13 protein-coding genes are annotated in these 14508 nt (G+C 49.6%); 12 read left to right on the plus strand and 1 reads right to left on the minus strand.

Annotated elements, in window-relative coordinates; genetic code table 11:
* Nucleotides 1–190: 190 nt before the first annotated feature.
* From QTL79_RS14830 to QTL79_RS14880, 11 genes are all read left to right on the plus strand, one after another.
* Nucleotides 191–865, plus strand: coding sequence for a cobalamin B12-binding domain-containing protein (locus tag QTL79_RS14830; RefSeq protein WP_346355745.1), 675 nt, complete (start codon nt 191–193; stop codon nt 863–865).
* Complete coding sequence (locus QTL79_RS14835; protein ID WP_346355746.1) at nt 862–1923, plus strand: uroporphyrinogen decarboxylase family protein; 1062 nt, start codon at nt 862–864, stop codon at nt 1921–1923. Before QTL79_RS14830 ends, QTL79_RS14835 begins: the two co-directional genes overlap by 4 nt.
* Nucleotides 1910–3736 carry an ATP-binding protein gene (locus QTL79_RS14840; protein WP_346355747.1) on the plus strand — a complete coding sequence of 609 codons (1827 nt, stop codon included), beginning with the start codon at nt 1910–1912 and terminating at the stop codon, nt 3734–3736. The genes QTL79_RS14835 and QTL79_RS14840 overlap by 14 nt, the downstream gene beginning before the upstream one ends.
* 56 nt (nt 3737–3792) lie before the next feature.
* On the plus strand, nt 3793–5190 hold the full coding sequence (locus QTL79_RS14845; protein ID WP_346355748.1) for an HD domain-containing phosphohydrolase: 1398 nt from the start codon (nt 3793–3795) through the stop codon (nt 5188–5190).
* A 59-nt stretch (nt 5191–5249) separates the two neighbouring features.
* A complete protein-coding gene (locus tag QTL79_RS14850; protein ID WP_346355749.1) occupies nt 5250–6926 on the plus strand; it encodes a hybrid sensor histidine kinase/response regulator in 1677 nt (558 codons plus the stop codon).
* A gap of 164 nt (nt 6927–7090) precedes the next feature.
* Nucleotides 7091–7750: an inorganic diphosphatase gene (locus QTL79_RS14855; protein WP_346355750.1), complete on the plus strand. Its 660-nt coding sequence runs from the start codon at nt 7091–7093 to the stop codon at nt 7748–7750.
* Between the two features lie 129 nt (nt 7751–7879).
* Entirely contained in the window at nt 7880–8725 is an 846-nt protein-coding gene (locus QTL79_RS14860; RefSeq protein WP_346355751.1) for a dioxygenase family protein, read from the plus strand.
* Nucleotides 8726–8745: 20 nt separating this feature from the next.
* Nucleotides 8746–9375 (plus strand): RNA polymerase sigma factor, encoded by a 630-nt coding sequence (locus QTL79_RS14865; protein WP_346355752.1) that lies wholly within the window; start codon nt 8746–8748, stop codon nt 9373–9375.
* 88 nt (nt 9376–9463) lie between these two features.
* A complete protein-coding gene (locus tag QTL79_RS14870; RefSeq protein WP_346355753.1) occupies nt 9464–9580 on the plus strand; it encodes a hypothetical protein in 117 nt (38 codons plus the stop codon).
* Between the two features lie 224 nt (nt 9581–9804).
* Nucleotides 9805–10821: a glycosyltransferase family 4 protein gene (locus QTL79_RS14875; protein WP_346355754.1), complete on the plus strand. Its 1017-nt coding sequence runs from the start codon at nt 9805–9807 to the stop codon at nt 10819–10821.
* Nucleotides 10818–12197: a phosphohexomutase domain-containing protein gene (locus QTL79_RS14880; RefSeq protein WP_346355755.1), complete on the plus strand. Its 1380-nt coding sequence runs from the start codon at nt 10818–10820 to the stop codon at nt 12195–12197. The genes QTL79_RS14875 and QTL79_RS14880 overlap by 4 nt, the downstream gene beginning before the upstream one ends.
* Nucleotides 12198–12209: 12 nt before the next feature.
* On the opposite strand, the gene QTL79_RS14885 is transcribed toward QTL79_RS14880, so the two are convergent.
* The gene (locus QTL79_RS14885; RefSeq protein ID WP_346355756.1) at nt 12210–13148 is read right to left on the minus strand and encodes a glycoside hydrolase family 130 protein; all 939 of its coding nucleotides are present in this window, start codon (nt 13146–13148) and stop codon (nt 12210–12212) included.
* A 262-nt stretch (nt 13149–13410) separates the two neighbouring features.
* Between QTL79_RS14885 and QTL79_RS14890 the strand changes: the two genes are divergently transcribed.
* Complete coding sequence (locus tag QTL79_RS14890; RefSeq protein ID WP_346355757.1) at nt 13411–14418, plus strand: glycoside hydrolase family 130 protein; 1008 nt, start codon at nt 13411–13413, stop codon at nt 14416–14418.
* Nucleotides 14419–14508: the final 90 nt, after the last annotated feature.

Consider the following 14508-nt stretch of genomic DNA (forward strand, 5'->3'; position numbering starts at 1 on the left):
CGACAAACTTAGGGAAAATAATAGCAAAGGCGTCTTTAACCGTGATGCGGCGAAAAGACGTTTTTTTTATTTATTACAAGGAAAAAAATGCTTTTTGCAGGTTTTTTACAGATGAAATGAGAAATATAGCTATAACCATGAATTTCCATTAATGCAAAATATAGAGTAGTGTTATTAGGAGGTGGACCTTATGCCCGATGTGTTTTTGCATCAGTTTTCCGTAGAGCAGATGCAGCAAATAGGGGTTATAACGGACGCCCTGCTGGCGCTGGATCGGATAAAAGTGCAGGAATTTGTAATGGAGAGGTGCCAGACAGCCGGAATCATGAATGCACTGGATGTTTTGATTGTTCCCGCATTGGTCTCTATCGGTAAGGCGTGGGAAGAGGGGAATGTGTCACTATCGCAGGTATATATGAGCAGTCGAATCTGCGAAGATGTCATTCATAAATTTTTACCGCAGGCTTCTGAATCCGAACAGTCTGGCCCGAAACTCGGTATTGCCGTGCTTGCCGACCATCATATGCTCGGCAAGCGAATTGTGACAACTGTGCTGAAGGCCAGCGGTTTTAACGTAATTGACTATGGGCAGGTAGCAGAGGGCAATAGTCTGGCAAGGTTGGCAAAGAAGGATAGACTGGACATTCTATTTATTTCGACACTAATGCTGCATGCGGTGCAGGAAGTAAAAAAGGTGCGATTGCAACGTGATTGCACAGAAGGGGCTTTTAAAATTGTTGTCGGCGGGGCGCCGTATTTAATGGATCATGCATTGTGGCGCGAAGTCGGCGCTGATGCCATGGCGCATTCTGCGGCTGAGACGATCATCCTGATTCAAAAATTAAAACAGGAGGCGGCAATATGATGAAAGCGGCGCTGACTTCGAGCGAACGACTGGCGATGATTATGTCGCACCGAGAAGCGGATCGCATACCATTTATCTTGCCGCTAACCATGCATTGTGCAAACGAGCTTGGTTTGACGCTGCGTGATTATTTCTCCCGTGCGGACTATGTGGCTGAAGGACAACTGCGAGCATTGGCAAAGTATCGTCATGACGGCGTCATCGCGGCGTATTACGCTTCGCTGGAGTTGGAAGCTTGGGGCGGTGAAACCATCTTTTACGATGCATTTCCGCCTAATGCCGGTGCACCGATTATCAACAAAGCGGAGGAGATTCTGAAATTGCGTTGTCCTGAGCTAAAAACAGCGTCAATGCTACAGCGCTGTTTGGAAACAATTCGTATTCTCAAAACGAAAGTCGGCGAGAGCGTACCTGTTCTTGGTTCCGTCATTTCTCCTTTTTCACTGCCAATCATTCAGATGGGCTTTGAACATTATCTCGATCTTTTGTATGAACGACGCGATTTATGGGAACGATTGATGGACGTCAATGCGCAATTTTGCATTGCTTGGGCTAATGCACAATTGGCGGCGGGAGCGTCGGCGATTTCGTATGCCGATCCGCTTGCTTCCACCGACCTGATTCCGGCGGAACTCTTTCGGCAAACCGGTTTTGGCGTAGCGCAAAAGGTTATTGCCAAGATAAAAGGGCCTGTGGCGACGACACTTGCATCCGCGCGAAGTTTTGGCAGCGTGGACGACATTGTTAAAACAGGGGCTGTTGCGCTAAGCGTCAGCGCCTTGGAGGATTTACGTGCGCTTAAGAAAGTCTGTCGAGGACGCATAACAATGATTGGAAATTTGAACGGCATTGAGATGCGCAATTGGACGAATGCTAGTGCAGAGGAGAAAGTGAAAGAGGCGATTGCGCACGGTGCGCGCGGCGGCGGTTTTGTCTTAGCGGATCATCATGGCGAAATTCCGGCTGCGGTGACGGAAGATATTCTCATGGCAATTTCCGAGGCTGTTTATCGCTGGGGAAAGTATCCTCTGACTTGGTGCAACGATGATGAGGAATAAAAAAGCGCGACATTGCCTCTTGGTCTGCAAGAATTTTGAAAAAGAAATTGTTGCGGCCGTCAAGTTGGAAGGGTTGACAGACATAGACGTAATTCCATTTCCTGTGTTCTGTCAATTGGCGTTCGGCAAACGCTGCTGGCCGGATGATTTTTTGGCGAAATTGTCCCGCGAATATGAGCGGATCGAAGTCATTGGCGGGGGATGCCTTAGGGCAATTACAAGAGCAAAAGAAGAAACGACGATGAAGAATATCGTGTTTCATGAACAAGGGCAGTGTTTTTATCCATTGATCGGCAAGACTCTTACCGATCATTATTTACAACAAGGAGCCTATTTATTAAGTTCCGGCTGGCTCGATCATTGGCAAACGCATTTGCAGCAACTGGGCTTTGACGGCAGTGGTATCCGTGAATTTTTTGCCGAATCTTGTACGAAGTTGGTGTTGATTGATACGGCTGTCAGTGTGAAAAGCGGCGAAAAACTGAGGCAAATGGCAGAATGGATTGATCGGCCATTTGAGATAATCCCGATTGGACTCGACTTTATTCGTTTATTTGTCAGTCGGATTGTAACTGCGAGATTCAGTGAAGAATCCCTAACATATAGGCGGGAGGAAAGAGGGAAATTAGAACAGCAAGCTGCCGATTATGCAATGGCGCTTGACGTCGTGGGAACATGGACGCAATTAAGCGAGGAAGCGGTAGTCGTCGAAAACATCATGCGCCTGTTTCATCAGTTGTTCGGCGCTGCGACAATTCGTTTCTTGCTGTTGAATGATGCCGATACCTTGATTTACACGTTGAACAGCGACGAGACGATTGTGACGAAGATAGTGCCGCATTTGCTTGAAATTCCGGCTGAATATGAGTGGATTAATGGCGATGACGGCTTTCGTATGCGCATTGGCGAGAAGGAAAATACGATAGGAAGTATTGAATTGGGGCAGTTTGATTTTCCGCAGTATCGTCAATATTATTTCAATCTTGCCTTGAATTTGGGCAAAGTGTGCTCTATGGCCATCGCGATTGCTAGGGCGTACAAAAAGAACAGAGATCTCAATGAAGCATTGCAAAATAGTGTTTTTCAGTTGGAAGAGCAGTCGCAAGAATTGTTTTTGGCGAATCAAAATCTAGCCGTCGTGAATGGAGACTTGGAGTCGTTCAGCTACTCGGTTTCGCATGATTTGTGCGCGCCGCTTAGAAACATGGACGTTTTTACGCAGATTCTTCTGGAGCGTTATGCGCCCAAGTTGGATGAAAAAGGCGCCTATTATCTGCTGCGCGTACAAGCTTGCTCGCAAAAAATGGGCGTGCTTATTCGTGACATGTTGACCTTGTCGCGCGTCGGGCGTACCGCGCTTAATCTGCGCGAAGTCAATCTCAGTGAAATCGTGGAAGCACTTTTGCGCGAGTTGCAGGAAAGCGAGCCAGAACGCAGCATCAGCTTGTGCGTCCAAGAAGGTCTCTTTGTTAAGGGCGATCCAGCGTTGCTTCGAATTATGCTGCAAAACTTGCTTGGCAACGCGTGGAAATTTAGCGCGAAGAATCCGAATGCCATGATTGCGTTTGGGCAGACGGAAATAAACGGAAAGCTTGCTTTCTTTATACGCGACAATGGAGCCGGCTTTGACATGACGCTGGCCGATAAACTTTTTGCGCCGTTTCAGCGTTTGCATGCGGCGGCGGATTATCCTGGAACGGGGATTGGATTAGCGACGGCATTGCGCGTCATTCGCCGCCATGGCGGCGAAATCTGGGCCGTAGCGGCGTTAGAAGAAGGAGCTACCTTTTACTTTCACCTGGGTGCAAATTAGTTTGGCGCAATGAGTTACGCGTCATTTGAAAAATCAGAGGAAAGGAGGTATCCGTTATGCTGGAGCTAAAAGTGATGATTATTGAAGACTCGGAAGATGACGCTACTGTAATCATGTTAGAATTGGAAAAAGGCGGTTTTTCCATAAAAGGAAGACGGATTGAGACGGCGCTACAAATGGAATTGGCGCTGCAGGAAGAAAAGTGGGATTTGATTTTGGCGGATTATACGGTGCCTGGATTTGGGGCGATTCCGGCGCTGGCCCTGCTAAAATCCAAAGGACTGGACATTCCATTTATCATTGTAACTGGATCGATTGATGACGAAACGGCGGTGGCCGCAATGAAAGCGGGCGCCAGCGACTACATCATGAAAGACAAATTACGCCGCCTGGCGCCGGCGATTGAACGCGAACTGCGTGAAGCGGCGACGCGGTATGAGCGGGTGCAGGCAGAAACGGAAATGGAACTGGCAGCGACTAAACTGGAGACGGTTGTTGAGATGCTGCCGGATATCTTTTTTGTTAAAGATTTGAATGGGCGTTATCAGATGGTGAATTCGGCATTCGAAAAATTTGTTGGCCTGCTTCGTACAGAAATCATTAATCAAACGGATTACCTATTGGTTGAGCCCTCATTAGCTGCTGAAGTCCAGCAAACCGATCGTAACACAATAGAGTCGGGATTGTTGAGGCGTGAAGAACGGTTTATCTGTAAGAATGGCGCAAGTTCTTACTTTGATACAATAAAAGTACCGCTCTTGTCTAAAAGCGGCGAAGTCGTAGGTATTGTCGGTCTCAGTCGCGATATTACGGAAAAAAAGAAAATCGAACTGGAATTGGAAAAGCGCTTAACGCAGCTGCAATTTGCCTGGGAGCAGACGATTAAGGTATTATCCGATGCTGTTGAGGCGAAAGACGTATATACCTCCGGACATCAAAAAAGAGTGGCTGCGCTATCTGGGGCGATCGGCGAAAAACTGGCAATGTCCGGCGATGCGTTGATGGGACTTAAGATGGCTTCGTTTATTCACGATATTGGCAAGCTGAAGATTCCGGGAGAAATACTGAGCAAAAGCGGCAAATTGTCGACGGCGGAGTTTGAGTTGATCAAAACCCATGCCGAAGCCGGTTATGAAATATTGCGAAATGCCGAGCTCCCATGGAATATCGCGGAGATCATCTACCAGCACCATGAACGAATCGATGGCTCCGGTTATCCGCGCAAACTAGTCGATGGAGAAATTCTTCTGGAAGCAAAGATCATTGCGGTTGCGGATGTCGTAGAAGCCATGTCAGGACACCGACCTTACCGTGCTGCACTCGGCATTGATAAAGCGCTGGATGAAATAAGACAGGGGAAGGGAAAACGTTATGACCATGATGTCGTGGCGGCTTGTCTGAAACTGTTTGAAGAAAAGTCGTTTTCTTTTCCCACAGATGAGTCGAATTCCTAAGCCTGAAAGAGAGGCTGAAAAAGCCATTCGGAAATATTGGCCGAATGAGGGGGATGGAAATGAGGGAGCTTCGCGTACTGCTTGTGGAAGATTCCGAAGACGATGCGGCCGTCATTCTCTACGAATTGGAAAATGCGGGCTACAGCGTCAGCCAGACGCGCGTTGACAATGCGGCTGCGTTAACGGCAGCGCTTTCTGAGCGGAAATGGGATTTGGTATTGTCCGATTATACGTTACCTGGTTTCAATGCCATTGCCGCGCTACGCATTTTGCATGCGTCCGGTCTCGATCTGCCGTTTATCATAGTGACCGGAACGATTAGCGAAGAAATTGCGGTAAGCGCGATGAAAGCAGGCGCAAATGACTATGTAATGAAAGATCGTTTACAACGTCTTGCACCTGCAATTGAAAGGGAATTGTATGAAGTAAAGGTGCGGCGTGAGGCGAAAAAAATTCAAAGTTATATTGAAAAAGTCAACACGCTGTCCGGCATTATTGAGCAGAGCCCGATTCTTGTCCTGATCATAGACAGGCAGGGGCGTGTACAGTATGTGAATAAATGCATCGCTTCTTTTAGCGGACAAACGTCGGAAGAAATTATCGGCTATGAGCTCAATTTAGAGGATTTAGCGTTATATTCCGAAACGGACTGCAATGCGCTTTGGGCGGCTGTCACCAGCGATCAGATTTGGCGGGGAGAAATTCAAAACAAGAGAGGAGACGGCCAAACGTATTGGGCCCTGTCTTCCGCAGTGCCGCTACATGGCGCAGAAGGCGAAATTTCCGGCTATGTTGTTACGCAACAAGATATAACCACGTTGAAAGAAGTGGAACTGCAATTGCGCGCAAACAATGAAGAACTGGCAAGTGCGTTGCAGGCTTTAAAGCAAACGCAGGAAAGTTTGCTTCAACAGGAAAAAATGGCGGCGCTCGGTCAGCTGGCCGCAGGCGTTGCTCATGAAATAAATACGCCGCTTGGCTTTGTTAACAGCAACTTTTCTGTGTTGCAGGATTACTTTACGACCTTTACCGAGATACTGCGAGCTTATCAACAATTATTTGCTAAACTGAAAGAAAACTATCCGGCGGCGTTGCTCGAAGAATGTGATGATGTCGAAAGGCTGTGTCAACGGGCGCATGTGAATACGCTTATGGAAGATATTGATGATCTTTTTAAGGAATCCAAAGATGGTTTTGAGCGGATTTTGAGCATCGTTAAGGCGTTGCGGCTCTTTTCCCGTAAAGACGATGCTGCTTTCAGCGACTATGATCTGAATCAGGGGATTGAAAACACTTTGATCATGACCAGAAATGAAACAAAATATTCGATCGAGGTAAAAACAAGTCTCGTACCGCTGCCGTTGATCCAGGCGATTGCCAATAAGATTAACCAAGTTTTATTAAATCTCATCGTAAATGCCGTGCATGCCGTTGAAGAGAGCGAGCGCTCCTCCGGCGGCTGCATCTCGATTACGACCTGGCATGACGACAGCTTTGTCTACTGTTCGATACAAGATAATGGTACCGGCATTCCCGAACAGATTCGCAAAGCTATTTTCGATCCGTTTTTCACCACAAAACCGGCGGGAAAAGGAACCGGTCTGGGGTTGAGTATTTGCAATGATATTATTGTAAACTTACACAAAGGTATAATCGATGTCGATTCTGTGCTTGGCGAAGGAACGACATTTACGATTCAATTGCCCATAGATGCCACAGATAAGGAGTTTTCTTAAGTGGTTGCGCATGAAGGTATGCTGCCATCAGGCAAATTGATTGACGTCAATCCATTAATATGATAACCATAATCCCTGCCGAACTATTGTTTAGGCCTCCTTTATTATGATACTATTTTGTTGCGGAATATTCGAAATAGTAAAAAAGTAGAGGGGGATTTTCAATGAAAAAAATCAGTTTGCTTTTAGCCCTGTCGTTCTGTTTTCTCGCAACGGCTTTTGCCGCCGACGCACCCAAGGACAATTTGGCGTCCGGTCTGAAATTCAAAGACGCGTATACCATCGTCAGTGAAAAAAACCTGTACACGGGAGTTTTACCGCTGAATGAAGGCGGCACGATCAATGCCGTGATCGCGATCCCAGCCGGAACGACGCCGAAGTGGGAAGTGGATGAGAGGACTGGCGGACTTAGCATTGAACTGCGCGACGGCAAACCGCGCGTGATCAATTATCTTGGCTATCCGGGAAACTTCGGCATCGTGCCTAGAACCGTCGGAAACGATAAAGAGGTTCTGGCTGTGCTGGTTCTCGGCGACTCGGTGCAACGCGGCGCTGTGGTTAAGGCTAAGATCATCGGCAGCATTAAGCTGATCAACACCAAGAACGTTGAAACAGACAAATTGATTGCCGTTCAGGAAGGTAGCCCCCTCTATCAGGTGAACAGCCTGACGGAACTTGATAAAAAATTTCCCGGCGTAACGACGATTATCGAAACGTGGTTCACGAACTACAACGGCATCGGTAAAATGAAATCGAACGGCTTTGATGACGTTGGCAGAGCGCAAGAAATTCTGGCAAACGGAATCTTAAATTTTAAAAGATAAGGTAACTCCCAATTATAAAATAGACCGAACCGTTTTTTGCGGGGCGGTCTATTTTTTGCGGTGCCAGTATCCTTTTCGCGACAACGGTGTACTAAGTTGCTAAAGGTTGTTTGAAAGGGATGAACGAATATGATGAAATTAAATTCGAACCTATATGGCATGATTGTGCCGCATGCACCAACGCTGCTCGAAGACGAACTCGACGGCAAGGACAATGCGGTGGTCAATGCCCTGCGCGACAGCGGCAAACGTTTGAAAGAGTGGGGCGTCGAAGCGGTTATCGCCGTTACGACGCATTGGCAGACCGGCGCAAACTTTGCGCTCGATGCAGCGGATGCGCATAAGACCGTGACCGATTACTACGGCTTTCGCAGCGAAGTGGAATATGATGTCGCCGGGCAGAGGGAGCTTGCGAACCGGCTGCTGGCTGCCGGAGCGAAAAGTTTAGTGTTTCCGCAAAATGCGAAGCACGGCGTTGACCACGCAGTGACCATTCCGCTTCATTTCATGTTTCCCGAGCGGGATGTGCCTGTCGTGCCGCTGTCGGTTGCCGGCTCGCCAATTGATGCGTTTCGCTGGGGGCGCGCTTTGGGCGGCGCACTGCGCGAATGGGGCGGCAAGACGCTGCTGCTCGTATCCGGCTCGCTATCGCATGATCTGCGTACGCTCATGACCGGACGCAGCCGACGCGAACACGGCGAATTTGATCGTCAGGTGCTCGACCTATTGAGCTCCGGTAACGGCATGGCGGTATTGGAACTGGATGAAAAACTGGTCGAACTCGCCAAACCCGAAGGCGCATTCCGTGATCTTTATATCCTGCTTGGCGCACTTGGCTCCACCGCCAAAGGCGAAGTCAAAGCGTATGAAGCAATGCCGGGCGTCGGATTGGGCGTTGTCGAATTTGACGATTCGGGGTATAGTGAAAGCGAGGAAGAGGTGCTGAAGCGAATGCCGCGCGGCATCGTTCATTGAAGAAGCAAGAGGTGAATGAGATGAGTGAAGAAGATAAAAAAATTCTTGATGCATATAATGCTGCCGACAGCGAGCGCGCTTTGCGCTTGTTTGCCGACCAATACCAATCCAGGCTCTATTCACTGGCTTACCGGATGCTGGGCAACCATGATGATGCGGTCGATGCACTGCAGGACATTTTGCTGCAGGTACATCGTTCGTTGAAAAATTTCAAAGGCGAGGCGTCGCTCTACACTTGGGCTTATCGCTTAAGCACCAATGTCTGCCTGAATTTTCGCAAGAAACGCAGCCTCAGCCAAAACCAGGTGGAATGGAATGACGCGCTTCAGTCGGCGCTGCTGCCGCTCGAACGACCGAATGAAGATCCTGACAAAATGTGCGAGACAAAATACAACCAATTTTTAATTCAGCAGGCCATTTTGAAATTGCCGGATACGCAGCGAATTATTTTAGTGCTGCATGATCTCGAAGGCCTTTCCGTGCCTGATGCCGCTAAAATTCTCGCTATTCCGCTCAGCGCCGCCAAAGCCAGGCTGCAGCGCGGCCGCGCCGCTTTGCGCCGGGTTATCAGCAGCGGTTTCGTAGTCAAAGGAATGGAAGGCGTCGGCGTCGGTGTCTACTCCGAAACGGAAAACGGAAAAATAATGTGAACAGGCCGTATCCTTTGCTCTGAGGATGAAGACTAATGATAGGAACGGATATGGCCCTTTAAACATAACAGAGGGGAGGTTAGCGATAATGGCACAAGCAGGAGAAGTTTTTATTTGTCCGCTCTGCGGCAATGAAGTCACGGTGACGAAGGCTGGCGGCAATCCAGAGATTCATTGCTGCGGGCAGGCAATGCAGAAAAAGTAACGCACAAAGAGAAAAACAGCCGGGGCATAGTAAACGCCCGGCTGTTTTTCTTTGCGCTGTTTTAACTTGCTTTTAGCTGAGCAAATATGATCAGTCTGCCTTTGGACGCCGAGCGTGCTTTTTATTATAGAGGCATAGGGGAGGGCGGTGTCGAAGTAATAAAAATGCAGAACATGGAAAAAGAGAAAAAAGTTGCCAAATGTTTTGCCTGAATTGAGGCGTTTATGAAAATCGCGATTCTATCACCGATTGCGTGGCGTACGCCGCCGCGACATTATGGACCGTGGGAAAGGGTTGTTTCCTTATTGACGGAAGGGCTTGTCCAGGAAGGAATCGATGTGACGCTCTATGCCACAGGAGATTCCCTGACATCTGCGACGCTGCGCAGCGTATGCGAAACGCCGTATGAGGAAAACCGGAAGATTGACGCGAAAGTATGGGAGGCGTTGCATATTGCGTCAATCATGGAACACGCCACTGAATTTGACCTCATTCACAACCATTATGATTTTCTGCCGCTGACTTACAGCGGACTGATCAAAACGCCGCTGCTTACGACGATACACGGCTTTTCTTCGACGAAGATTATGCCGGTCTATGAGCGGTACAATAAAAAGACGCATTATGTTTCAATCAGCGATGCCGACCGCAGTCCGACGCTTGATTATGTACGAACCGTGCACCACGGCATCGATCTGGCGGAATTTGATTTTCAGAAAGAACGCGGCGATTATTTAGTCTACTTCGGCAGAATCCATAAGGATAAGGGAACAAGAGAGGCGATCGAAGTCGCTAAACGGGCGAAGATGAAACTGGTACTTGCCGGCATCGTTCAAGACCATGAATATTATGAGACGCAGGTCAAACCACAGCTGAATGAAGATATTCGCTATATCGGTTCTGTCGGACCGGAGCAACGCAATGAAGTACTGGGCCATGCCTGTGCGCTTCTGCATCCGATTCATTTTGCCGAGCCGTTCGGCCTCAGCGTCGTTGAGGCGATGGCCTGCGGTACGCCGGTACTGGCGTTCAAAAAAGGCTCAATGCCGGAAATTATCCAAAACGGCGTCAATGGCTTTCTCGTCGATAATGTGTCGGAGATGGCGGAAAAGTGCAAAGCGGTCGGCGCGCTGAAACGGGAAGACTGCCGCAAAACAGTGCAAGACAATTTTTCGCAAACGCGCATGGTGAAAGACTATATCGACGTCTATAAAGAAATTCTACAGGAGCGTGGGCGATGAAGGCGGCGCAGCGCATGAAGCGCGACGCGTTTAAAGCGTACGATATCCGGGGGCGGGTTCCAGATGAGCTGAATGAGGCGATGACGTACCGGATTGGACAGGCTTTCGCAGAACTCTTTGCGGCAAAACGCGTGGCGGTTGGACGCGATATTCGTTTGTCGAGCGAAGCGTTGACGCAATCGCTGATTCGCGGTTTGCAGGCGATGGGCTGCCAGGTACTTGACTTAGGGCTTTGCGGTACGGAAATGATCTATTTTGCCGCGCAGCATCTGGAGCTGGACGGCGGCATCATGGTTACGGCAAGCCATAATCCGATCGATTACAACGGACTGAAACTGGTGCGTGCCGGAGCAAGGCCCGTTAGCGGCGATACCGGTTTGCGCAAGTTAGAGGAGTTCGTTGTCGATGCGGCGCACGTCTGGCCGCTTGACGCACATACACTTCCGGGAATGGTTGACGCTTTTGACATCATGCCGGACTATATTGCGCATTTGCTGCGCTATGTCAATGTTGAACGGCTAAAACCGCTGAAAATCGTCGTCAATGCCGGCAACGGCTGCGCCGGACCGGCGCTGGACGCGCTGGAAAGACACTTGCCGTTTCATTTCGTCAAATTGAACCATGAACCGGACGGCACGTTTCCCAATGGCATTCCCAATCCGTTGCTGCCTGAAAATCGTGCGGCGACAGCTAACGCCGTACGGGAAGCGAACGCTGATTTTGGTATTGCCTGGGACGGTGATTTTGACCGCTGTTTCCTATTTGATGAACAGGGGGAATTCATCGAGGGCTACTACATGGTTGGTCTGTTGGCAGAAGCGTTTTTACAGCACCAGCCTGGCGCAAAAATCATCCATGACCCGCGCCTGACCTGGAATACGATTGAAATGGTGAAGGCGGCGGGCGGACAGGCGATTCAGAGCAAGACCGGTCATGCATTTATCAAGGAACGCATGCGTCAGGAAGACGCGGTCTATGGCGGCGAAATGTCTGCGCATCACTATTTCAAAGACTTTGCCTATTGCGACAGCGGTATGATACCCTGGCTGCTGGTGGCCGGGCTTATCAGCGCAAGCGGAAAAACGCTGTCGCAATTGGTGGCCGCACGGATGGCTGCCTTTCCGGTCAGCGGTGAGATCAACAGTACGGTGCAGGATGCGGAGCAAGTCATGCGGAAAATTGAAGAAAGCTACATTCCCAAGGCGCTTAACGTGGATCGTACCGATGGCCTTAGCGTGGAATATGAACAGTGGCGCTTCAACCTTCGCACATCCAATACGGAACCACTGCTGCGTCTCAATGTGGAAAGTCGCGGCGATAAAGCCCTGGTGACGGAAAAAACAGCGGAATTGCTGCGCGTGATTCGCGGCGAATAGCGAAAGCGTTGCTCAGGGAAGCGCGGCTCGACTGTGGTTAAGACAAAGATCCACTAGATCGTTAAGCTTGGCGGTACCTACGCACATTACAGAATCGGCGGCCCCCCAGTAGATTTTGACGCTGCCGTCGTCTTCCGCGACGGCGCCGCAGCTGAATACGACGTTTGGCACATAGCCGGTCACTTCCCAAGCATCTTCCGGCTGCAAAATCCAACGATCGCTGACGCCGAGAATGACAGACGGATCATCGAGCTGATGCAAGGCGACTCCAAGCCGGTATACGGCGCCGGCCATGGTAGGAAAAACGCCGTGATAGATCGACAGCCAGCCCTGCTCTGTCTTGATCGGCGGCGCTCCGGGGCCGATCTTCATTTCATCCCAGTGATACGCCTCCGGCAGCATGATCAATTCCGCTTCGCCCCAATAGACGAGGTCAGGCGAATAGCTGATCCAAATCGCCCAGGGCGAAATTTCAGAATGAGGACGGTCGAGACGCACGTAGCGGCCGTTTATTTTTTCTGGAAACAAGACGATGTTGCGATAATCCGCCTCAGTAATCAGCGCGATGCGCTCCAATGAAGTGAAGTCAGAAGTTTTTGCCAGTACGATGCGTACGCCGTATTTGGAATAGGCGCTGTAGGTGATGTAGTGTTCGCCGTCAATGCATGAAATGCGGGGGTCTTCCACGCCGAACGCTTCATATTTTTGGAAAATTCCTTCGCTTGCAGGGACAATGAATGGCTCAGGCCGCACCGTAAACGAATAACCGTCCCTGCTTTCCGCCAAGCCGATAATCGAACGACCGGTTGCAAGATGCGAACGGAAAAGCATGTAATACACGGAGCGGTATTTGGCAACGCCGGCGTTATGTACGGTGTGGACGTCGTAAGGAACATCTTGCCTAGTCAATATCGGGTTGCCGGGATAGCGTGTTACGATCGGATCATGCATGATGGATGCCCTCCTTCTGCTTGCTTGTTATTTGGCTCATCATACTACAATGTCTAATTTAAATATACAATTGTTTACAACGAGAAAACACCGATTTGACGAATGGAAAAAAATGGTGTATAATTAACTACGGCTCGTTAGACGCTATCGGTAGCAGCGACAAATCAATACTATGCATAACCGCCACGGAATATAGGGATTGGTGTGACCTATCACACTTGCCGGCATCCGCCGAATACCCAGACGTAGGAGGTTTTTTTTTATGGGCAAAAACAGGTTTGAATCAAAGTTAAAGAGCGAAAACAATACATATAAAGAGTTGTTTCAGCGTTATCCCAATAATCCGATCCTGACAGCCAAAGGCTGGCCTTACCCGGCAAATACCGTGTTCAACCCGGCGGCAACGATGTTTCACGGCAAGGTGTTGCTGTTGGCCCGGGTCGAAGACCGGCGGGGTTTTTCACATCTGACGAAGGCGATCAGTGATGATGGCGTGAGCAATTGGCAGATTGAACGTGTGCCGACGCTTGAACCGGATCCGGAGCACTACCCGGAAGAGCAGTGGGGCATTGAAGATCCGCGGATTACTTGGCTGGCTGAATTAGAGAAATGGGCCATTGTTTACACGGCCTATTCGCGCGGCGGACCGCTCGTGGCAATGGCGCTGACGAGCGATTTCATCAAATTTGAGCGCTACGGCCCGATTATGCCGCCGGAAGATAAGGATGCGGCGCTTTTTCCGCGCCGGATTAATGGGAAATGGGCGTTAATTCATCGACCGATTACAGCAAACTATGTGCCGGGCGCTCATATTTGGCTTTCTGTCACCGATGACTTTTCCCAGTGGGGAGAACGCCAGGTATTGATGCATGCGCGTCGCGGCGGCTGGTGGGATGGCGGAAAAATCGGTCTGGCTGCGCCGCCGATCGAAACGTCCGAAGGTTGGATTCTACTTTACCATGGTGTGCGCCTGACGGCTTCCGGATCGATCTATCGCCTTGGCATGGCGCTGCTCGATCTTGATAATCCGCTGAAGGTGCTGCACCGCAGTGATGAATGGGTCTTTGGGCCAACCGAGTGGTACGAGCGCGAAGGCGATGTTGACGATGTCGTTTTTCCCAGCGGCTGCGTCGTCGATGAAAAGACGGGTGTGCTGAAGATGTATTATGGCGGCGCAGATTCCTGCATCGCACTGGCAACCGCCAATGTAAGCGAGTTGCTGGAGTATCTCAAACGCTGTCCGGAAGCGATCGATGCGACGCTTTATTAGGACAACCGCTGTCAGGAAAAGATTCTGCCGGCAGGCAATAAACAGCAGAACTTGAAGCAGCGGAAGCGTTGAGAGAAAGAAGGAGAGATA

Origin of the sequence: Azotosporobacter soli, from assembly GCF_030542965.1 — a bacterium.
GTDB lineage: Bacteria > Bacillota > Negativicutes > SG130 > SG130 > Azotosporobacter > Azotosporobacter soli.